The organism is Kitasatospora sp. NPDC096204, assembly GCF_044763205.1.
GTDB lineage: Bacteria > Actinomycetota > Actinomycetes > Streptomycetales > Streptomycetaceae > Kitasatospora.
In genome coordinates this window covers 214,598-234,791 of the sequence record NZ_JBIWFT010000004.1, presented here as the reverse complement: position 1 = coordinate 234,791, position 20,194 = coordinate 214,598, and the positions used below count along the sequence as shown (strand labels likewise).

The 20,194-nt window shown below is 74.0% G+C and carries 22 protein-coding genes; 6 read left to right on the top strand and 16 right to left on the bottom strand.

Annotated elements, in window-relative coordinates:
* Window positions 1-10: 10 nt before the first annotated feature.
* The 7 genes from ACIQ87_RS06525 to ACIQ87_RS06495 all read right to left on the bottom strand — a co-directional run bounded on the left by ACIQ87_RS06525 (window position 11) and on the right by ACIQ87_RS06495 (window position 8,683).
* Entirely contained in the window at window positions 11-3,073 is a 3,063-nt protein-coding gene (locus tag ACIQ87_RS06525; protein WP_402402466.1) for an amino acid adenylation domain-containing protein, read from the bottom strand.
* Window positions 3,074-3,490: 417 nt separating this feature from the next.
* Window positions 3,491-5,431: a glycoside hydrolase family 5 protein gene (locus tag ACIQ87_RS06520; RefSeq protein ID WP_402402463.1), complete on the bottom strand. Its 1,941-nt coding sequence runs from the start codon at window positions 5,429-5,431 to the stop codon at window positions 3,491-3,493.
* A 129-nt stretch (window positions 5,432-5,560) separates the two neighbouring features.
* Window positions 5,561-5,962 (bottom strand): hypothetical protein, encoded by a 402-nt coding sequence (locus ACIQ87_RS06515; RefSeq protein ID WP_402402460.1) that lies wholly within the window; start codon window positions 5,960-5,962, stop codon window positions 5,561-5,563.
* Window positions 5,963-6,140: 178 nt separating this feature from the next.
* The gene (locus ACIQ87_RS06510) at window positions 6,141-7,133 is read right to left on the bottom strand and encodes a hypothetical protein (protein WP_402402457.1); all 993 of its coding nucleotides are present in this window, start codon (window positions 7,131-7,133) and stop codon (window positions 6,141-6,143) included.
* 39 nt (window positions 7,134-7,172) lie between these two features.
* The gene (locus ACIQ87_RS06505) at window positions 7,173-7,982 is read right to left on the bottom strand and encodes an SAM-dependent methyltransferase (RefSeq protein ID WP_402402454.1); all 810 of its coding nucleotides are present in this window, start codon (window positions 7,980-7,982) and stop codon (window positions 7,173-7,175) included.
* Between the two features lie 94 nt (window positions 7,983-8,076).
* Complete coding sequence (locus ACIQ87_RS06500) at window positions 8,077-8,325, bottom strand: hypothetical protein (protein ID WP_402402451.1); 249 nt, start codon at window positions 8,323-8,325, stop codon at window positions 8,077-8,079.
* A gap of 55 nt (window positions 8,326-8,380) precedes the next feature.
* Window positions 8,381-8,683: a hypothetical protein gene (locus ACIQ87_RS06495; protein WP_402402448.1), complete on the bottom strand. Its 303-nt coding sequence runs from the start codon at window positions 8,681-8,683 to the stop codon at window positions 8,381-8,383.
* Between the two features lie 365 nt (window positions 8,684-9,048).
* On the opposite strand from ACIQ87_RS06495, the gene ACIQ87_RS06490 reads away from it, so the two are divergent.
* A complete protein-coding gene (locus tag ACIQ87_RS06490; RefSeq protein ID WP_402402445.1) occupies window positions 9,049-9,501 on the top strand; it encodes a universal stress protein in 453 nt (150 codons plus the stop codon).
* 7 nt (window positions 9,502-9,508) lie between these two features.
* Window positions 9,509-10,345 (top strand): alpha/beta fold hydrolase, encoded by an 837-nt coding sequence (locus ACIQ87_RS06485; protein ID WP_402402442.1) that lies wholly within the window; start codon window positions 9,509-9,511, stop codon window positions 10,343-10,345.
* A gap of 63 nt (window positions 10,346-10,408) precedes the next feature.
* Here the strand turns inward: ACIQ87_RS06485 and ACIQ87_RS06480 are convergent, their stop codons facing one another.
* From ACIQ87_RS06480 to ACIQ87_RS06470, 3 genes are all read right to left on the bottom strand, one after another.
* Window positions 10,409-11,113, bottom strand: coding sequence for a GNAT family N-acetyltransferase (locus ACIQ87_RS06480; RefSeq protein WP_402402439.1), 705 nt, complete (start codon window positions 11,111-11,113; stop codon window positions 10,409-10,411).
* 384 nt (window positions 11,114-11,497) lie between these two features.
* Window positions 11,498-11,788: a helix-turn-helix transcriptional regulator gene (locus tag ACIQ87_RS06475; protein ID WP_402402437.1), complete on the bottom strand. Its 291-nt coding sequence runs from the start codon at window positions 11,786-11,788 to the stop codon at window positions 11,498-11,500.
* Window positions 11,789-11,976: 188 nt separating this feature from the next.
* On the bottom strand, window positions 11,977-12,435 hold the full coding sequence (locus ACIQ87_RS06470; RefSeq protein ID WP_402402434.1) for an SRPBCC family protein: 459 nt from the start codon (window positions 12,433-12,435) through the stop codon (window positions 11,977-11,979).
* Between the two features lie 156 nt (window positions 12,436-12,591).
* Between ACIQ87_RS06470 and ACIQ87_RS06465 the strand changes: the two genes are divergently transcribed.
* The gene (locus ACIQ87_RS06465) at window positions 12,592-12,915 is read left to right on the top strand and encodes a plasmid stabilization protein (RefSeq protein WP_402402432.1); all 324 of its coding nucleotides are present in this window, start codon (window positions 12,592-12,594) and stop codon (window positions 12,913-12,915) included.
* Window positions 12,916-13,149: 234 nt separating this feature from the next.
* Here the strand turns inward: ACIQ87_RS06465 and ACIQ87_RS06460 are convergent, their stop codons facing one another.
* The 5 genes from ACIQ87_RS06460 to ACIQ87_RS06440 form a co-directional block, all read right to left on the bottom strand.
* Window positions 13,150-14,361, bottom strand: a complete 1,212-nt coding sequence (locus ACIQ87_RS06460) for a PP2C family protein-serine/threonine phosphatase (RefSeq protein ID WP_402402429.1) — start codon at window positions 14,359-14,361, stop codon at window positions 13,150-13,152.
* Between the two features lie 235 nt (window positions 14,362-14,596).
* Window positions 14,597-15,424, bottom strand: coding sequence for a 2OG-Fe dioxygenase family protein (locus ACIQ87_RS06455; protein ID WP_402402426.1), 828 nt, complete (start codon window positions 15,422-15,424; stop codon window positions 14,597-14,599).
* 217 nt (window positions 15,425-15,641) lie between these two features.
* Window positions 15,642-16,001, bottom strand: coding sequence for a low affinity iron permease family protein (locus ACIQ87_RS06450; RefSeq protein WP_402402423.1), 360 nt, complete (start codon window positions 15,999-16,001; stop codon window positions 15,642-15,644).
* Between the two features lie 274 nt (window positions 16,002-16,275).
* Complete coding sequence (locus tag ACIQ87_RS06445; RefSeq protein ID WP_402402420.1) at window positions 16,276-16,836, bottom strand: hemerythrin domain-containing protein; 561 nt, start codon at window positions 16,834-16,836, stop codon at window positions 16,276-16,278.
* Window positions 16,837-16,952: 116 nt separating this feature from the next.
* Window positions 16,953-17,402: a hypothetical protein gene (locus tag ACIQ87_RS06440; RefSeq protein ID WP_402402417.1), complete on the bottom strand. Its 450-nt coding sequence runs from the start codon at window positions 17,400-17,402 to the stop codon at window positions 16,953-16,955.
* Here ACIQ87_RS06440 and ACIQ87_RS06435 point away from each other — a divergent pair.
* Complete coding sequence (locus ACIQ87_RS06435; protein WP_402402414.1) at window positions 17,401-17,961, top strand: hemerythrin domain-containing protein; 561 nt, start codon at window positions 17,401-17,403, stop codon at window positions 17,959-17,961. The two genes, ACIQ87_RS06440 and ACIQ87_RS06435, sit on opposite strands and share 2 nt — an antisense overlap.
* Before the next feature lie 54 nt (window positions 17,962-18,015).
* Here ACIQ87_RS06435 and ACIQ87_RS06430 read toward each other — a convergent pair whose 3' ends face one another.
* Entirely contained in the window at window positions 18,016-18,588 is a 573-nt protein-coding gene (locus ACIQ87_RS06430; RefSeq protein WP_402402411.1) for a DJ-1/PfpI/YhbO family deglycase/protease, read from the bottom strand.
* A 294-nt stretch (window positions 18,589-18,882) separates the two neighbouring features.
* On the opposite strand from ACIQ87_RS06430, the gene ACIQ87_RS06425 reads away from it, so the two are divergent.
* Complete coding sequence (locus ACIQ87_RS06425) at window positions 18,883-19,887, top strand: PHP domain-containing protein (RefSeq protein WP_402402408.1); 1,005 nt, start codon at window positions 18,883-18,885, stop codon at window positions 19,885-19,887.
* Window positions 19,888-20,023: 136 nt separating this feature from the next.
* A complete protein-coding gene (locus ACIQ87_RS06420) occupies window positions 20,024-20,182 on the top strand; it encodes a hypothetical protein (protein ID WP_402402405.1) in 159 nt (52 codons plus the stop codon).
* The last annotated feature ends 12 nt before the right edge of the window (window positions 20,183-20,194 follow it).

Sequence of the window (20,194 nt, the reverse complement as noted above, 5' to 3'; positions counted from 1 at the left end):
CCGGCGGCGGTCAACGCCGCTCGCGCACGACGTCGGCCAGGGCGGCCGGGGTGGAGGCGTCGAAGAACAGGTCGAAGGCGAGGTCGACCCCGAAGGAGGCGCGGATCCGGGCGGTGATCTGGATGATCGTCAGCGAGTGCCCGCCGAGGTCGAAGAGGTCGTCCTCGGGGCCGATGCCGGGGGCGCCCAGGACCTCCTCCCAGATCGCCAGGATGCTCGCGGTGAGGTCGTCGGCCTCCGCCGGGGCAGCGGCGGCCGCGCGCGGCGGGGCGGGCAGCGCGCGCCGGTCGAGCTTGCCGCTGGTGGTGAGCGGCAGCCGGTCGAGGGCCACGAACTGCCGGGGCACCATGACGGCGGGGAGGGTGCGCAGCAGGTGGTCCCGCAGCTCGGCATCGTCCGGCGTCGGGCTGCCGGGTGCGGGCACCTGGTAGCCGACCAGCGCGGGCTCCCCCTCGGCCTGGTCGTGCACGGCGACGGCCGCCGCCGCGACCGCCGGGTGGCCGAGCAGCGCGGCCTCGATCTCGCCGAGTTCGATCCGGTGGCCGCGGATCTTCACCTGGTCGTCGATCCGGCCGTGGTACTCCAGTTCGCCGTCCTGGGTCCAGGCCGCGAGGTCGCCGGTGCGGTACATCCGGCCGCCGCCGAAGGGGTCCTCGACGAAACGTTCCGCCGTCAGTTCGGGCCGCCCGCGGTAGCCGTCCGCGAGGCCGTCGCCGCCCAGGTGGAGCTCGCCGGGGATGCCGACCGGCAGCGGCCGGCCGTGTGCGTCCAGGACGTACGCCCTGGTGTTGGCGATCGGCCGGCCGATCACCACGGTGTCCGCTCCGGCCGGGACGTCCGCGCAGGTGGCGTAGATCGTCGCCTCGGTCGGACCGTAGCCGTTGATCAACCGGGCGAGGGAGCCCCGCAGCTCGCGGGCCAGCGGGAGCGGCAGCGCCTCCCCGCCGACGATCCCGGTCAGCCCCGCGGGCAGCGGCCCGGCGCTGAGCAGCACTCGCCAGCCGGAGGGGGTCGCCTGCAGATGGGTCACGCCCTCGCGCCGGATCAGCGCGAGCGTGCCCTGAGCGTCCAGGGCGGCGCCGTCCGGCGCGAGGACCAGCCGGCCGCCGGTGGTCAGCGGCAGCAGGATCTCCAGCCCGGAGATGTCGAAGGAGAGCGAGGTCAGTCCGAGCCAGACGTCCCGCGGGCCCGAGCCCAGGCGCCGGGCGAACGAGGTCAGGAGGTTGACCAGGGCCCGGTGCCCGATCTCCACGCCCTTGGGCCGGCCGGTCGAGCCGGAGGTGTACAGCACGTAGGCGAGGCCGCCGGGCGGGGTCGGCTCGGTCCGGGCGGGCCCCGGTTCCGTGCGGGCTTCCGTGCGGGCTTCGCCGAGCCGGAGTACGGCCGGTGCCGCCGCCACCACGTCGGGCGCGGGCTCCCGGTCGGCGACCAGCAGGGCCGCGCCCGAGTCGGCGAGCAGGAAGGCGAGCCGCTCGACGGGGTGGCCGGGGTCGAGCGGCAGGTAGCCGGCCCCGGCGGCGTGCACCGCGAGCAGGACGGCGGGCAGGTCGGCGGAGCGCTCCAGGTGCAGGGCGACGACGTCACCCCGGCGGACTCCGGCCCGGCCCAGCACGGCGGCCAGTTCGTCGGTCCGCTCCACGAGCGCCCGGTAGGTCAGCCGCTCGGTGCCCGCGCTGACGGCGAGGGCGTCCGGCGTCTCGGCGGCCCGCTCCCGCACCAGGTCCAGGGCGGTGCGCTCGTGGGGGTAGGGGCGGGCGGTGTCGTTCCACTCGTCGAGCACCAGGTGCCGCTCGGCCTCGCCCAGGAGCGGCAGGGCGCCCAGCGGGGCCTCGGGCGCGGCCGTCGCGGCTTCCAGCAGGGCCCGGTAGTGCCCGGCGATGCGCTCCGCGACCTCCGGCGCCAGGACCGCCGGGGCGTACTGGAGCGAACAGGCGAGCCCCTCGGCGGTGTCGACCGCCTGGAGGTGGAGGGTGTTGCGGGCGGCGCCGTTGAACACCGCGCGCTCCACCCGGACGGCGCTTCCCGGGAACACCGGGTCGGCGGCCCGGGCGCGCCGGTAGCCGAACGACACGGGGGCCAGCCCGGCGCGCGGCGTGAGGCCGCCGACGGCCGCCCCGAAGGGCACCGAGCGGAACGGGTACCCGCCGCGGGCCTCGGCGCGCACGGCCCGGGCGTACTCGGCGAAGGGCATCCCGGCGCTCGCCCCGGCGGGCGCGTGCACCGGCAGCTCGTTGACGAACAGGCCGATGTCCCCGGCCTGTTCGGCCGTCCGGACGGACAGCGGCACGGAGACCGCGGCCGCCTCGGCGCCGTAGCGCAGCAGCAGTCCGTGCAGCGCGGCGAGCAGGAACTCGAAGACGGTGACGCCGCAGCGCTCGGCGGCGGCGGCCAGTCCCGCCCGGCCCGGCGCGTCCGTCCGCCACTCGACGGACGCCCCGGACGCCGGGGCGGTGACGGCCTGCGGCAGCCCCGGCAGCACGGGCTCCGCCACCGCGGCCCAACGCGGGCCGTACCAGTCCGCCGCGCGGCGCACCAGGTCGGGGCCGGGCGGGGTCGGCGGCGCGGTGGGCGTCCCGCCGGGCGGAGTCGGCGGAGCGGCCTCGCCGAGGGCCTGCGCGTAGGCGGCGGCGAGTTCCGCCACCAGGACGTCCTTGGACTCCCCGTCGAACACCGTGTGGTGCACCACCGCGAGCAGCACCGCCGCGTCACCGCGGCCCCGGTGGAGGGTGAACCGTGCCAGGGGCCCGGCCGCCAGGTCGAACGGCCGCGCCGCGTCCTCGGCCAGCCGCTTCTCCCGGCCCTGCGCGCAGTCTCCGGAGGCGTCGACCACCTCGAGGGCGGGGGCGGTGCCGGGCTCCGCCAGGAGGCTCCCCTCGCGTTCCACGAACACCTGGGACAGGACGGGGTGACGTGCCGTCACGGTCTTGACGGCCCGCGCGAGGGCCTCGGCATCCACCCGGTCGAAGGAGATCAGGACGGGCAGGTGGAACACCCCGTGCGTCCGGCCGAGGCGCTCGGTGAACCAGATGCCCCGTTGGAAGGGCGAGGCGTGCGGGGGAAGGGAGTGTGGCATGTGGGGCTCGATTCCGCAGTCGGTGAATGGTGCGTTCCCCGTGACCGGGCGCCGACGTGGCCGGCACCGCGGTTTCTCTGGTGACGCGGCCGACGGGCCGCTGCGGTCTCGACCCTCCCGGCCCGCAGATCCCCCCTGCGCACGACCGGGTCCGAGCCGGTCCTCTCCCCCGACGAAGAGGCCGATCTTGGTCCAGACCTGCCGAGAGGTTGGCAGAGAAGCCCAGCGCCGTCAAGGGTCGTCCCGCCCCCCGGAAGAGGCGTCATGCACGCGTCCAACCTGCGGGAACGCGGCGACGGGGGCGGGCTTCTGATCGTTCGTCATCGTCTCACCGGCCGCCCGGACGGCGGCCGGTACCCCGGCGTCGGATCGGGCGTACCGGGCCCGGATCAGTGGGACAGCCGGACCGGGCCCGGATCAGCCGAGCGGGCGGCAGAGCAGCGCGGCCGGGGCGCCGTACTGGAGGCGCTGCCAGGTGGAGGCGACGCCGGCCAGGTACTCGCCGTCCGCGCACTGGCCCTTGTAGCGGCCCGGCGCCCAGTCGCTCGCCACCGAGCCGCCCGTGGCGGGCCGGTTGTCGCCCCGGTCGAACCAGAGGGTGCGGCCGGTCAACGGCAGCGGGGCCGCCGCGGGGGCGCAGAGCAGCGCAGCCATGCCGTTGTTGCGCACGCTGTAGCCGACGGCGAAGGTGCGGTCGGGGCACTGGAGCTTGTCGTAGCCGGACGCCCAGTCGCCCCCGGTGACGTAGCGCTCGTCGGTGACGGTGGTCCAGTCGCCGCTGCCACCGGCCGGCTCGCCCGCGTCCGTGCACAGGGCCCGGCTGTCACCGCGGGCGAGGGCGGTCAGGCGCTGGCCGTCCGGGCAGTCGCCCTTGCGGTTGCCGGGGCTCCAGTCCGCGCGCGCGAGCATCCGCCGGGAGAGGTCCTGGTCGGCGTGGTCGAGGCTGAGCATGTTCCAGTGGTTCACCGCGGGCACCGGGCCGCTCGCCGCCGGCGCGCCGACCAGCTTCGTCCAGTCGGCGGCCCGCCAGTCACCGGGGTCGGTGAGGCCGGTCCGGGTGCCGTCCGGCCCGTAGGAGAGCAGCGCCCAGGTGTCCAGCGGGCGGCCGGCGGTGTCGGCCCAGCCGACCAGCGGCCAGATGGCGAAGTCGGTGTCGTTGCGGACCAGGATGTCGGTGAAGGCGTGCAGCCAGGCCTGTTCCTTGGCGTCGGTCGAGCCCCGGCCGCCGGCGCCGAACTCGCTGATCCACACCGGGGCGGTGAAGTGCTGGCCGGAGCGGGTGACGAACAGCGCCTCGTCGTCCACGGCCTGGGCGAGCTGCTCGGGGGTGAAGTCCTGGTAGCGCGGGTCGCCGGTGGATCCGGGGCCGCTGCCCGCACCGGTGTTGGCCGGGCCGGTGTAGCCGTAGAAGTGCGCGGCGTAGACCAGCTTGCCGGAGTCGATCAGGGTGTTGGAGAGGTTGCGCACGGGGGTGAGCATCGGGCGACCGTGGCTGAACCCGGCGGCGGGGATGCCGTACCAGTTGATGCCCTCCATGACGACCAGCATGTCCGGGTCGGTCTGGAGGATGCGGTTGCCGGCCTCCTCGAAGGCGGCGTACTCGTCGTGGGCGTCGCCCATCCCCCAGTTGGGGTCGTCCCAGACGTCCCGGCGGACCTCGTTGCGCAGGTCGGCGCCGACCACCCGCTTGTCGGCCTTGTAGCGGTTCACCATGAACAGCCAGTCGTCCTCCCACTGCGCGGTCGACTGGCCGCTGTTCCAGCGCTCGTTGCCGTCCAGGCCGCAGCAGAAGCGGTAGCTGGTGGTGTGGTTGTTGAGGATCACCGCGAAGCCGTCGGCGGTCAGCGCCGCCACCACGGCGTCGAACACCTGGAGCGGGGTCCGGCCGCGCAGACCGGGATTGGCGGCGACGGCGGAGTCCGGGACGGGGACGGTGTCGTGGATCATCGCGTTGGCGAACGGCAGCCGGATGCTGTTGAGGCCCAGCCCGTGGAAGTCGGCCAGCAGCCGCGCCATCGGCACCCGGTCCAGACCCAACGGGATGTTGTGGGACACCTGCCCGGCCTGGTTGTTCGCCGGGTCGTCGGTGCTCCCGCTGCCCTGCCAAGTGCCCTGGGCACCGGCCCAGTTGGCCGCCTTCAGCTTGAAGCGCGCGCCGTCGGCGTCCACGATGTAACGCCCGCGGGTGCTCAGCGGGCCGGTCCAGGACGCGGACAGGGAGGCGGCCGGGGACGCGGTCGCCGTGGCCCGGGGCTCCTCGCCGGGCGCCGCGACCCCGGGGCCCGCCGCCAGGACGGCGAGCACCGGCAGGGCCGCGGCCAGGGCGAGCAGACGCGCCGCAAGACTCTTCATCGTCATCCCCGCTGTGGTGAGGTGGCTCGGGCCGCGACCGGGCACACCGGTGCCGTCGGCGAGGACCGACGATATGACGGAACCTCAGCTCCGGGAAGAGTGCGTGCTGTCCTCCGAGAGAACTCCGGGTGAAGATCAGCGGCCGCGCCGCAGCACCCGGCGCACCCGGCGCACCCGGGGCCACCGTGACGCGGCAGCCAGGAACCCGGCCGCCCTCAGCAGCCAGGCGCCCGCCGCGACCCCCAGCAGCACCCGGCCGAGCGGGCGCGGCCAGTCCACCCCGGTCGCCGTCGCGGCGACCAGGGCGGCGACGGCGGTCATGCCGAGCGGGAAGACGGTGGCCCAGCGACGCAGGTCGTAGGCCGGGCGCGGGCTGCGCAGCTCCGCCGTCAGGAGGACGGCGTACCCGGCGAGCGCCGAACCGCGCAGCACCCAGGTGGCGGCGCGCAGGGTGGAGTGCACGCCCGACGTCCGGTCCGGCAGGGCGGTGAGCTTGCCGGCGGCGAGGGCCGAGACGGACAGCGCCCCGGCGATCACCCACTGGTCACCGGCCCCGGTGAGGATCTGCCGGAGGTCGAAGCGGACCCGTGGTTCTACCTGTTCCGCCCGTACCTGGTCTACCGCAGCCGGTCCGCCGGGCGGCGGGCCGAACGCCCGCAGCGCCGCGGCCGGGAGGGCATCGACACCTGAGGGCGCCGTCCGGAGCGGTGGGACGTCACTGCCCGGCCCAGGCCACGGTGACGCCGAGCCGACTCTCCACGACGGTGATGTCGGACATCAGGGCCCTCGTGCCACCCGCGCGGTTCCCGGCCCAGAGCAGACCGACCGCGGTGCGGGAGCCCCGTTCGAGCACCAGGGAACCGGAGTCGCCGCCCCTGGCGAAGATCCCGTCCGGGCATCCGTCCGGGAGGTAGAAGATCTCGTACTGCCGGGACATGACAAACCGGTGGCCCGGCGGGGGCCCGCCGACGTCCCACGGCACGAGCGACTGGATTCCGGTGACGGTCCCGGCCGTCGGGCCGCTCTGTGAACCGCGCTTCTTGACGAACGTCCCGACCGACGGCGGCTTGGTGGCGTCGACGACCCCGAAGTCCGGACCGTCCACGATCGCGTGCGAGATCGTGCGCCCCTGGTTGAGCGCTTCGTCCAGCGCCACGGTGGCCGCGTCGAGCGGGCGTCCGAGCAGCAGGACGGGGCCGGACGGGACCGGGATCGTCTGGGTCGCCGGGGATTCGACGGTGATGGTCTGCCCGAGGGCGTCGGTGAGGTCCACGGGCGGGCCGCCCGCGATGATCGGCGGGGCGATCGGCTGCCACACCGTCGTGCCCGGGTCACCGGAGACGTGGTGGCACGTCAGGCCGACCTCGGTGCCGCTGCCGTCCTGCACGATCGCGCCGAGCGTGCCCGAAGCGCCCGGCGCCGGCTGGATCTGCGCACCTCCGGGAAGATCGTCATAGCGGGTGGTGTCCGGTGCGAACAGCGGCTCGACCATGAACTCGACGACGCAGACCGGGAGCCCCGCGATGCTGTCCGGAACCCCGGCCGGGACCTCGGACGCGTCGGCGACGAGGACGCGAGCGGCGAGTTCGTCGAAGAACTCGCCGTTCTCCTCCCGGAACCCGAGTCCCACCCCGGTGACTCCGGGTATCGCGATCAGCCCGGGGGCCACGGCGTCCACGGCATCGATCAGTTCCTGCGGGATGTCCATGTGTTCCGTCCTCCCGGTCCCGTCCTGGCCGGCGCTCGTTCAGCCCTTCGTGCTCGTGGCCGCCCGGAGACCGAGGCGTTCGAGCATCCCCTCGTCCATCGGAGTCTTCGCCGCCGGGGGGACGTAGAGCGTGGAGATCCCCGTCACCGGCGCGTCGGGAAGCTTGGCCAGCGGGACGCGCTTCATGACGGGCTCGCAGATCGGGAACTGGGCCGCCTCGTAGACGACCACCTCGTGATCGGGCGAGTAGTCCTCCAGCAGGGCGTCCACCAGGACCTCGACGCCCGCCCTGCTGAAGGCCTGGTCGGTCCGGTATCCGATCTCACCGATCACCGCGATCTGCCAGAGGATCAGCGGGACATTGGGGTCGAACCGGCGGTGGTGGACGAGGAAGTCGGTGGACTCGTAGCTCTGGCAGCCGAGTTTCCCGGGATCGAGGCCGAGGTCGGCGAACAGGCAGTCCTCGGCCGAGATGCCCGGCAGCATCCGCGCGTCGTACCCCTCCTCGCGCGCGATCCGCACCGCCTCGTGCGCGGGATGGACGAACACGCCGGGGTGCCCGTAGAACGCGACGCAGACCCGGCCGCCCTCCCGGACGCACGACAGGATCCGCTCGATCATCTCGGTGTACGTGACGAGGCGGTCCTTGCCCTCACCGTAGAACGACTGCAGCGACTCGGCCGTGCTGTTCAGCTTCGTGAGCCAGTAGCCGGTGGCCACGTCGGCCACCAGGAACAGCAGTTTGTCCGCCTGCTCCATGTGGGCGCGAGCCTCGATGGTGACCTGACCGGCGATGCCGATCCCGGTACCCACCACGGTCAGAGATCCGCGGGTCTTCGGCGCTGTCAAGACTTCTCCTCTTTCCAGGTTCGTGGTCGATGTTCCGGGCCTCCACGGGGGGAAGCCGGGGGTTCGGCTGATCCTCCGCCCGCTGATCCTCCGCCTAGTGGGGGTGGTGAATGACCCAGACGAGCGTCATGACGATCGTCGTGCTGGCCAATACCGGCCCTCCGCCCGTTTCAGCGGCGATGAGGCTCCTGACGCGCATCGGGTCATTGCTCGTCAGCGCGTCCTTCTCCTCCTGCGAGAGTCCGGCCTCCGCCATCATCTCGGCCGGGTACTTCTCGAATCGACGAACGGCCGCGGGGTCCTCCGCGAGTTTGAGGACGAACTCCGTCAGGCGCTGAGCCATGTCGATCCCTCCTTCGGCTCTGCAGAACAGGGCGGGTTCTCTCGCCCCGGCTGCCCTACTTCTCGGTGTCCGGCTCGACCCCTTCGACGGCCGCGACCGCCACGGTCACCGCCACGACGACATAGACCGGCCAGAATCCGTGCGACGCCGCCTCGAACTTCGCCTTGGCTCCGATGTCCGCCGCGAGCGCGTTGCGGATCAGCGTCGCGTCCGCACTCGCCAGCACGACCTGCTCGGCGGGAGTCAGCCCTGCGGCAGACATCGTGGCCAGTGAGTCCTCTCGGAAACGAGCCAGCGTCCCAGGATCCTCCGCGAGCTTCAGCACGAACTCGGTGAACTTTTCTGCCATCTTCTCCACCACCCTTCTCGGAATCACGAGCGGTCGGACGGGGGATCAGCCGTGTTCCACCTGCTCGCCGGGTGTGCGGCCGCGGACCGGCGACGCGACGAACCCCGGGCATGCCGACCGGACCGGGCTCTCCCGGACTCCTCGACAGCGGCCGACCGCGGCGCGCCCGGCCTCCGGCGGGCGTGACGCCCACGTCCCCTTGTTCCACTGTGAGCCCAGGAGACGCCAGTGGCCACTTCAGCGGCAGCCGCTCGCGGGCGCTCGTCCGACGGCCGTCACCCGGGTGCCGGGCCGTGGTGGCGGCGCCGCCCGGCGGCCAGCACCGTGGTCAGGGGGCGGTGATCCACGGCACGACGATCCACAGGACGGTGCAGATGAACGCGAACGACTCCGCGCCCCGCATCGTGGTCGGCGTCGACGGCTCGCCGCCGTCGTACGCCGCGCTGCGCTGGGCGGCCCGGTACGCCACGGTGACCGGCGGGGTGGTGGACGCGGTCGGCGCCTGGGAGCCACCGAGCCACTTCGGCTGGTCGGCGCCGGTGGTCGACAGCACCTTCGACCAGGAGCTCGCCGAGCGGCGCTTCGCCGAGGAACTGCACACGGTGCTCGGCGACGACTGCCGGGTGGAGGTCCGCCAGACGATGGTCATGGGCGACCCCTCCGAGGTCCTCCTGGAGGCCGCCCGGGGCGCCGAACTGCTGGTGGTCGGCAGCCACGGCCACGGCGGCTTCACCCGCAGCCTGCTCGGCTCGGTGAGCACCCGCTGTGCGCAGCACGCCGCCTGCCCGGTCGTCATCGTCCGGGCCCCCGTCACGGAAGGAAAGTGAGACGCCCATGGCGTACATCACCGTCGGTCAGGAGAACTCCACCCCGATCGACCTCTACTACGAGGACCACGGATCCGGCCGGCCGGTCGTCCTGATCCACGGGTTCCCGCTCGACGGGCACTCCTGGGAGCGGCAGAGCGCCGCGCTCCTCGACGCCGGATACCGGGTGATCACCTACGACCGCCGCGGTTTCGGCCGGTCCTCGCAGCCGACCACCGGCTACGACTACGACACCTTCGCCGCCGACCTCCACACCCTGGTGGAGACCCTCGACCTGCGGGACGCCGTGCTGGTCGGCTTCTCCATGGGCACCGGCGAGGTCGCCCGCTACGTGTCCAGGTACGGCTCCGGCCGCCTCTTCAAGGTGGCGTTCCTGGGCTCCCTGGAGCCGTACCTGCTGAAGACCGGCGACAACCCGGACGGCGCCGCGCCGAAGGAGTTCTTCGACGGCATCGTCGCCGCCGTGAAGGCCGACCGGTACGCCTACTACACCGCCTTCTACCGGGACTTCTACAACCTGGACGAGAACCTCGGGAGCAGGATCAGCGCGGAGGCCGTCCGCAACAGCTGGAACGTCGCCACCTCGGGCGGCGCCTTCGCCGCGGCGGCGGCACCGTCCACCTGGTACACCGACTTCCGCGCCGACATCCCGCGCATCGACGTGCCGGCGCTGATCGTGCACGGCACCGCCGACCGCATCCTGCCGATCGACAACACCGGGCGCCCGTTCAAGAAGGCGCTGCCGTCCGCCGAGTACGTGGAGATCGAGGGCGCGCCGCACGGCCTGCTCTGGACCCACGCCGAGGAGGTCAACGCGGCGCTGCTCGCCTTCATCGGGGGGTAGCCCGATCGGCGGCTGCCCCGGCGCGGCCGACACCCGGGGCGTGGCCGTCACGAAACGCGACGGTCAGGGAATGCGGAAACCGCGGAAGGTCACCGGTCTGCGGGTCTCGAAGCCGAGGCGCTCGTAAAGCGCGATGGCGCCGGTGTTCGCCTCGGCGACGTGCAGGAAGGGGCGTTCGTCCCGCGCCAGGATCCGCGCGACGAGCGCCCCGACCAGGCGGGCGGCGTGGCCCTGGCCGCGTGCCTCGGGGGCGGTGCAGACGGCGCTGATCTCCGTCCATCCCGGCGGCCGGAGCCGTTCGCCCGCCATCGCCACCAGAGTGCCGTTGTCGCGGATGCCGAGGTAGGTGCCCAGCTCATGGGTGCGCGGCCGGAACGGTCCCGGTCGGGTCCGCTCGACGAGGTCGAGCATCTCGGGCACGTCCTGGGCGCCCAGTTCGACCACGCCGGTGTCCGGCCCGGAACCGGCGTGGTCGGGCCGGCCGCTGCCGGTCAGCGTCATCTGGCGGCCTTCGAGGGAGAAGACCGGCGCCCAGTCGGACGGCGGGGTCGCCGGGCAGCTGAACATGTCGGCGAGCTCGCCCGGGCCGAGCAGCCCGACGAGCTCGGCCCACTCCCGGGGGCCCGCTTCGGCCGGGACCACCGCGAAGGTCGAGACCTCCGACAGGTAGGTGGCGGCTGCGCCGATCCGGCGGGCGAGGTGCGCGTGTCGGCCGCGCAGTGATTCGCCCACCGGGTCGTCGAGTGCGACGGCGTCGCGGTTCACCATCGTGCTGGTCCTCTCGGGTCGTGCGGCGCGGTACGGTCGGCCGACAGTGTGCCACTCGACTCCGGGACGTCGCCGACCGGTGGCCCGCCGACCGGGTCACGGGCCCCCTCGAAGGCGAAGACGCCTGCCCCGGCTGCGATTTCCGCGGAGACCGACCGTCCTCACCGAGCCCCACCGGCCCGCCCGGTGGCCGCCGCGCACGCTCTTGCCGGTGGCTCGGAGCATGCCCTGGGGGGATGCGGGCTGCGTGGGAGTCAGGTCTGTGTGGCGTGGGCGGCGGGTCCGCCCACGGTGGCGGGTGCGTCCGTGGTGGCGGGTACGTCCGTGGGTCCGGTGGGCACGGAGGCCGCGCACGGTGGTACCGGTGGTGACCGTCCACCGCCGTCAACGCAGCAGAACCGCCAGCAGCTCCGCCAGGGTCGGACCCGCGTCGGCCGGGTGGCGCAGCTGCTTGCCGGCGATCACGTGGTAGTGGTTGGCGCGCCCCTGGCGCTCGTGGCTGAGGTAACCGGCCTGCTCCAGGTCGACGATGATCCGCTGCACCGCCCGTTCGGTGAGCAGGCAGCGCGCGGCGATGTCGCGCACCCTGATCCCCGGATCCCGGGCGATCTGCACCAGCACGCGAGCATGGTTCGTGAGGAAGGTCCACCCCGGGCCCGCCGGCCGGTCGGTCATGGCTTCAGCATACGGCCCTGGCTTCGCCCTCACGGGCGACCGCTTCTCCGCGTTCTCCACGCCCCGCAGGAGGGCCCGACCATCGTGCGGGACCGGCCGCCCGGTGGCCCCGGTCCCTGAGGAGCCGAGGCCACCGGGGTCACTGGGCGATCGGAGCGATCGGAGCGGTCGGAGCGGTCGGACGGAGCTCAACCGGGGCTCACCCGGCCGCGCCAGCCGCCCTCCTCGCCACCGCGGCGCTCGACGAAGTCCTTGAAGCGCCGCAGGTCCCCCTTCACCCTCCGGTCGACCATTCCCAGTGCGTCTCCGGCCTTCTCGGCAACGCCCTCGGGCCGGAAGTCGATGGCCATGTTGACCCGCGTGTGCGCGTCGTCGAGCCGCTGGAACGTCACCACGCCGTGTTGCTTCACGTCACCGTCGACGGTGCGCCAGGCGATCCGCTCGTCGGGCAGCTGGTCGACGATCTCGGTGTCGAACTCACGGGTGACTCCGCCGATGCTCGTCCGCCAGTGGTTGTGGCGGTCGTCCAGCTGGGTCACCGAGTCGACACCCTCCATGAAACGCGGGAACTCCTCGAACAGCGTCCACTGGTTGTAGACGGCGCCCAGGGGGACGTCGACGTCGACCGATTCCTTCACCATGCTCATCCGGGGCCTCCTTGCTCGGCACGGCCGGGAGTGTCCCGACCGCCCCCGCGCCTGCCCGCCGGGCGCCGGATCAACCCTTCAACCGGGCGGATCGAAGCCCGTGTTCGGGGTAGAAGCCCGTACGTCCCCACCAGCCCCCGAACCGAGGAGGAAGCCATGCCCGCCGGTTCGAGCAGGAAACGTGAACGCCAGTACGAGCACATCAAGGAGAGCGCCCTGGACCGCGGCGAGAGCGAGAAGCGGGCCAAGGAGATCGCCGCCCGCACCGTGAACAAGGAACGGGCCCGACACGGCGAGTCGAAGACCGCCAGCCGCTCCTCGACCCATGACATCTCCTCCTCCCGGCGCGGCGGCCTACGGTCGCACTCCGGCTCCCAGGGGCCGACCAAGGAGCAGCTCTACAACGAGGCCAGACAGCGCGACATCCACGGCCGCTCGAAGATGAACAAGAAGCAGCTCGCCGACGCACTCGGACACTGACCCGCCCACCCGCCCGCACCACCACGGGCGGTCGGCGTGGCCGGTCAGCGCGAGCACCCGGGTACCCGGGGGAACCGGGCAGCGGTGCGTCCCGGGAGAAGTGGGTTCCGATGCCGGGCGGCTTCCCCGGGCCGGGGGCCGGAACCGTCACAGGCCCGGCGAACCGCCCGCTCTCCGTCCCCGCCGGGACCGCCCGCTGCCCGGAGGCGGGCGGTCGGACCACGGTGCCGGCCCTCACCCGCCCCGGCTCCGGGGGTGCCATTCGGCGAGGAGGATCGTGGCGTCGTCGCGGAGCCGGTGGTTCTGGTGCGCGAGCAGCGAGTGGGTCAGGTGGCGCAGGGCCTCGGGGGCGGGCTCGCCACTGGCCATGTGCTGGACGAGGGTGTCGGTCAGGCGTTCCTCGCCGAAGGTGTCGCCGGTGGGTGAGCGGGCGTCGGTGACGCCGTCGGTGTAGATCAGGACCCGGTCACCGGGCTGGAGCCTGGTGTGGTGGACGGGTTGCGGCCCGCGGTCGTGGTAGCCGAGTCCGAGGGGCAGTTCGGGCCGCCGTCGCAGGGCGCCGGCGACGACGTGCCGGCCGCGGATGAGCAGCGGCGTCGGGTGACCGCAGTTGATCCAGGTGAGCTCACCGGTGGCGGAGTCCAGGTCGGCCACGACGGCGGTCAGCAACCGGTCGGGGATCCAGCGGCCCAGCGTGCGGTCGATGGCCTGGGCGATGGCCGCCAGGTCGCCGCCGGCCCGGCGGGTGCTGCGGCAGGCCGCCAGGGCGACCGAGCTGGCCCCGCCGGAGGCGAGGTCGTGCCCCATGGCGTCGAACACCGACATGTGCAGGCGTCCGCCCGCCACCGAGTGGTCGAAGGCGTCGCCGCCGACCTCGTAGGCGGGTTCGAGGACCGCACTGGAGGTGACGTCGCGGGTGCCGATGGTGCGCGGCGGCAGGAAGGCCCACAGGAGTTCGGCCTGCAGGCTCATCGGCCGGTCGCGTGTCGTGCGGACGATGACGTCGCTGTACGCGGACTTGGAGACCGTCAGCAGCGCGACGAGCGCCGCCAGGGCCTCCCAGCAGTCGGCCGTCTCCGGCCCGGCCGCCGGGGCCTCGACCCGCAGGACGCCGATCCGTTCGATGCCGTCCACGAGCGGGAACCAGCCGACCGGCGGCGGCCCGGTGGAGATCCGGGTCCGCTGCAGCCGGTAGGTCCGGCCCGCGAGCGTGGTCTCGATCTCCTCGGCGGCGGCGTGTCGCCGGGGGTCATCGCCGCCGTGGACGGGCAGGGGCACGAGGTGCCGCTGCTGGACGTCGGCGAGGTAGATCCGGGCGTGGGCCGCGCCCAGCTCGCGGGCCGCTTCGTCCACGAGGCCGGGCAGGTCCCTGGGCCCGCTCGCGCGTGAGCGGGCCAGGAGCCGGGCCAGCACCCTGCCCAGCACCGCTTCGTCGCATCCGGGCACTCGGGGCCTCCTCTCGCGCCGACGCCTGTGACGACGGCCGGAAGGGCCGCCGGACGGTTCACGCTCCCATCCTCGTACCGGGCGGGAGTCCGGTCCACCGACCGGCCCCGACGCCCGCGGTTGCCGGGTTCCACGAGCGTGCTTCCTCCGGCCGCGGCTCGCGACCGGGAACGCCGACTCGAACGCGCCGGCCCGGCTGCGCCTCACGACCGGGACCCGCCGGCGGACGGCGCCGCTACAGCCCGGGGGTGTAGGGGGCGACGCCGACGATCAGGATGTCCCGCCGGCCCTCCTCTCCGTCGCCGCCGAGCCGGACCGGGCCGACGTAGTGGCTGACGCGGCAGTCGTGCACGCCGTAGCCGTCCAGCGGCTCGGTCAGCACGAAGCGGTCGTGGACGGCCTCGGGCGCCAGCGCGTCGGGCTGCCGCCCGGCACTCTCGGGCGTCGCGACGACGTTCTCGCCGCCCTCGACGTTCCGGCGGCCGACCAAGTGGGCGAAGGTGAAAGTGGCCGGTGAACCTCCGTCCTGGTGCAGGCAGTCGGGCGAGGACACCGCGGCCTGCTGCCGGCCCCGCACGCCGAGCGAGATCAGGTGCACGCCGACGTAGACCGGGACGCGACGGAGGTCCTCCAGCCACAGGGCGTGGCCCAGGTCGGCGTGGATCAGGGCGTCGAGCAGCCGGTTGCCGTGCAGGGCGGGCGGGATGTCGGGCAGCCTCCGGAGCACGCGCGGGTACTCCGGGTTGTGCTCGTCCTGCCAGTACTCGGTGACGGTGCCGAACTCCTCGTCGGGCGCTCCGGGGATGTAGGACAGCTCGCCGGTCCACGGCAGGTACACGGCGTGCGAGTAACGGCGGAACCGGTTGGTCGCCCGCGCGTACGGATCCCGCGGCAGGTCCCGGTAGGCGGCGGCCAGCTCGGCGAAGTCCTCGGCCAGGGCTCCGGCGTCGACACCCAGGTCGGCGGGGCCCAGCCTGGCGTAGCCGTCCCGCCGAACCTTCGTGGCCTGCCCGTGCGGCCGGGCGCCGCCCACCCGGCCCGACGTGTTCGCGCTCTCGTCCATCGGCTGCTCCCAGCGCTCCCGGCCGGGATCCGGCAGAGGTCCGTTTCCCCGCCCCGGTACGGCCGTGTCCCTCCACGCTGGCACGCCCGGGGCGGTCGCACCGCCGTGGCGTCCGCCGTGCGGGCGAACGCGGGTGCGAACGCGAGTGCGCGAGGCGGCCGTCTCCGTGGCCCGGGTGCCGCTCCCGGACGGAACCGTTGGGGAGGCCACCGGCGGGTCAGACCTCGTCCTCCATGCGGATCGCGTGCTTCAGGTCCCGCATGGCCTCGCCCCGACTGCCCTCCTCCTCCGCCAGGAGGGCGGCCGCTATGGCGTCGAGCTTGCGCTGGATCGCGTGCTCGGCCCGGCGCTCGGCGTTCTTCAACAGCGCGAGCAGCAGCAGCGTCACGGCCGACATCATGTCCCCGACGAAAAGCTGCCACGAGGACGAGAGCCCCGCGATGTGGACCGCCACGAACGCGGCCACGAGCAGTACGCACACCGCGTAGAACGCCGGCGAGCTCGTCAGGTTGGACGCCCGCTCCGCCAGCCGCGCGAATCCTCCCGGGCCCCGCTCCGCCGGGTGGCTCAGCGTCATGTCACGCTCCGCCCGTCAGTGGCCGAACAGGTGCCGGACGCCGCCATCAGCAGAAGTCCCGGCAGCAGCATCGTGCTCTCCTTCCGTCCCGGTTCGATCCGTGTGGCTCCCGCGTCTACCCGGCTCGTCCCGGCCCTATCGCTCCGGCGCGTGCAACCGGTAGAGCGCGAACGCCCGCCCGATGACCGGTTGCGCGACGCTGCGCGCGCACCCGAGCGCGCCGACGGCGTCGCCCGCGTGCCTCGGTCGAGTATCCGATCCCCTCGCCGAGGTTTCAGGACCTGCCGCGCCCGGTGACGAGGTCACGGGCCCGGTCGACCAGCCCGGTGCCGGGCGCGAGCAGCTTGTTCGCCGGCGGGGTGGTCGGGGCCGAGGGGTGCGGCCGGGTCGGCGCCAGCTTCTTGGCCGTGCGCACCTTGTCACCGAGGGAGTCCAGTTCCGCCACGGAGCAGGCGTCGCCCAGTGCGGGGAAGAGGTTCCGCTCCTCGTCGGCCGCGTGCTGCTTGACCTCGGACACCACCTGGTCGACCAGGCGGTCGAACCGGACGTCGGTCACCGCCATGCCTTCCAGCTCCTTCAACAGCCGTTCGACCGCGGCGTGGTCGGAGATCTCCTTGTCCGCCAGCGCCGCACCGCCGGGAACGTGCTCGCGCACCGCCGGGTAGAGGTACTGCTCCTCGGCCACCGAGTGCCGCACCAGCTCGATCGTGAACTCGTCGACGACCTTCCGGCGTCGCGGGTCACCCGGGGGGAGCGCCTGAACCTTGTCGAACAGTTCCTCCACCTCGCGGTGATCGGTCGTCAGCTCCGCGATCACGTTTCCACCGTGTCCCATGGTCCTCACACCTTCCTGTCCCGAAGGGCCGGGCGCCGACCGGACGTCGGCGGCCAACGCGCGGGTGCCCGGGTCCGGCGACGTGAAACGCGGCCCCACACTCCGGTTCGCGGCGTTCAGTGCGGCCCGCCCGGGAGCAGGTAGTCCCGCATCCGCTCGACGACGGAGCGCTCGGGCGGCGGGAGCCGGTCGGTGGGCCGTTCCGTCGGCGGCCGGTGGCGGGGGCGCCCGGTCGAGGACTCCTCGGTCTCACGGGCCCGAACCGCCAGGGCGTGCGGTTCGGCCTCGGTGGTGACGGCCCGGACCGCGGGGAAGAGCCGTGCCTCCTCGTCGCCGGCATGGCGGGTGGCCTCCTCGGTCAGCCGGCCCACCAGGCGGTCGTGCTCCTCCTCGGCCCGGGTGTGCCGGACCAGCTGGTCCGTCAGCAGGTCGACCAGCTCCTCGCGTCGTGGGTCCCCGGCGGGGATGCCGCTGGTTCGCTCCCCCCGAACCGGGCAGACGCCGAGGCTCCACCGCGTGCCCGTAACCCGGTCGGACGGCGACCGGCATGAGACGGAGGCCACCATGAACGGTGCCGAGGGCTTCCCGGCCCGGCTGTCCGCCGAGCACCGGGCCATCGAGGCGCTGCTGCGCCGGCTGACCCGCATCACCGACCGCGCCGGTGCCCACGACGGTGAGGCCCTGCAGCTGTTGGGTTCCCTCCGGCGGCTGCTCAGCCCCCACCTCCTGGCGGAGGAGGCCCACCTCTATCCGCTGGCACGACGGCGTCTGCCGGCCGGTGACGCGCTGGCGGACGCCGCGGGCCGCAGCCACACGGCGATCCGCCGACTGCTCGACCGGGCCCAGGACGAACGGCTGTCCGCCGGCGGGCGCCGACACGCCACGGCCGTCCTGGTCGTCCTGCTCCGCACGCACCTGCGCGGCGAGGACGAGCGGCTGTTCCCGGCCCTGCGTGCCCGTGCCGCGGCGGAGGAGCTGCGGAGCTGCGAACGCCGCATGCGCGAGGGGCGGGCCAGGCGGCCGGGCGCACGGCTGTGGGGGCTCCCGCCGGGGACCGGGGCGATCGCCTCCCTCCGGGACGACGTCAGCGGGCACGACACCTCCGGGCACCGGCACTCGCCCTGACGTGCGTCGGTGCCCGCCGGCCGGTGGTGCGTCGGCCGGTGTCGCGTCGGCCGGTCAGCGCGGGCTGACCGCCTCGGCCCGGGCGTGCAGCGCGGCGTCGATGCCACGCAGGAACTGTTCGAGGTCGCCGGGGTTGCGCGAGGTCACCAGCCGCCAGTCGCCGGCGTCGTCCGTGACCAGCGGCTCGTCCGCCCAGGTGGCGCCGGCGTTGGCGAGGTCGGTGCGCAGGGACGGGTAGGAGGTGAGCCGCTTGCCGTACGCGACGCCTGCCTCGGCCAGCAGCCAGGGGCCGTGGCAGATGGCGGCCACGGGCCGCCCCGAGGTGGTGAAGGCGAGCACCGTGTCGACGGCGGGCCGTTGGAGCCTGAGGGTGTCCGCGTTGACGGTGCCGCCCGGGATGAGGAGCAGGTCGTAGCCGGTGGGGTCGATCTCGTCGAGGGTGAGTGTCGGGCTCACCGTCTCGCCGGGGTCCTTGTCCCCGACCAGGGTGCGGATGTCGCCCCGGTCGGGGGCGGCGATGTCGACCTGGACGCCGTTCTCGCGCAGGTGCCGTGCGGGGACGAGAAGTTCGTCCTGTTCCACGCCGTAGTTCGTCACGATCGCCAGGACCTTGCCGTGCCGGTTCATGTCTCCTCCTGGTCGTGTCGGTTCACCGGGCGCGTGCGCACCCCGGGCTCGGCGGGTACCCACCGAGCCCCCGGCCATGCCGGGTTCACCGGCCTTGGGTTCACCGGCCTCGGTCCGGGTAGCCGCCGGACACGGGCGGGTCGTCCGCACCCGCCCGGGACCCGAGGAGGCGGCGGTGGGCATCGGACGACGGTCCCGGGTCACGCCCCACGCGCGGCAGGACCCGGTCCCCGGCGAGTGCCGTGGGGCCGTGCCCGCCCGGGCGGGCGCGGGGGCCTGAGGCGGGGCCGTACCGTGGACCCGGCGCAGGCACTGCGAAGGATCGCCTTCCTCCTGGAGTGGAAGGGCGCCTCCCCGTACCGGGTGCGGGCGTTCCACACGGCCGCCGAGGCCGTCCGCGGCCTGCCGCCCGGCGTGGTGGACGCCGCCGGCGTCCGCCGCCTGCGGGGCGTCGGACCGGTCACCTCCGAGGTGATCGCCCAGGCGTCGACGGGTGCGACGCCGCCGTACCTGGCCCGGCTGGAGGCCGAGGCCGGGCCTGCGGCGCCGGCCGGCTGGGAGCTGCCGGCCACCGCCCGGGGCGACTGCCACCTGCACTCCGACTGGTCCGACGGCGGCCACCCGTTCGAGGAGATGGCCGACGCCGCCCGCGGGCTCGGGCACGGCTGGGCGGTGCTCACCGACCACTCGCCCCGGCTGACCATCGCCCACGGACTCGGCCCCGAACGCCTGCGGCGCCAGCTCGGCGAGGTGGCGGCCTGGAACGCCGCCCTCGACGACCCGTTCCGGCTGCTGACCGGGATCGAGTGCGACATCCTCGACGACGGCTCGCTCGACCAGGAGCCGGAGCTGCTCGACCGGCTCGACCTGGTGGTGGCCTCGGTGCACTCGAAGCTGCGCTCCGAGCCGGGGCCGATGACGGACCGGATGCTGGCCGCGGTCCGCGCCCCCCGTACCAACGTGCTGGGGCACTGCACCGGCCGGATCGTCACCGGGCGCGGCCGGCCGCCGTCCCGCTTCGACGCCGACGCGGTCTTCGCGGCCTGCGCCGCGAACGCGACGGCGGTGGAGATCAACTGCCGCCCCGAGCGCCGCGACCCGCCCGACGACCTGCTGCGCCTGGCCGCGCGGATGGGCTGTCTCTTCGCCGTCGACACCGACGCCCACGCTCCCGACCAGCTGCACTGGTACGGCTCCGGTTACGCCCGCGCGGCCCGGTTCGGCCTCGAACCCGAGCGGCTGATCACCACCTGGCCGCGCGAACGACTCCTCGCCTGGACCGGACGGACCAACGGCTGACCGAACGAACCAACGGCCCGGCGGGCCCGCTGCCGCCGGGCACCGCCGTGGGCCGACGGCCGACCGGCCGTCGCCGCCCCGCGTTTCACCCCCGTCGTCCGGGGCAGCCGCGCCGGCGTGGACCCCAGGAGGAGCCATGACCACCGTCGTCCCCGATCTCCCGGTCCGCCCTGCCGTACCCGAGCACCGGTACCGCTCGGGGATCCGGGCCGGCCTGGTCCGCCGCGCCGCCGAGCGCCGGTGGCCGGCCATGTCCCACCGCGGGATCCACCGGGCCCTGCCGGCCCGTACGTGACGGGCCGCATCC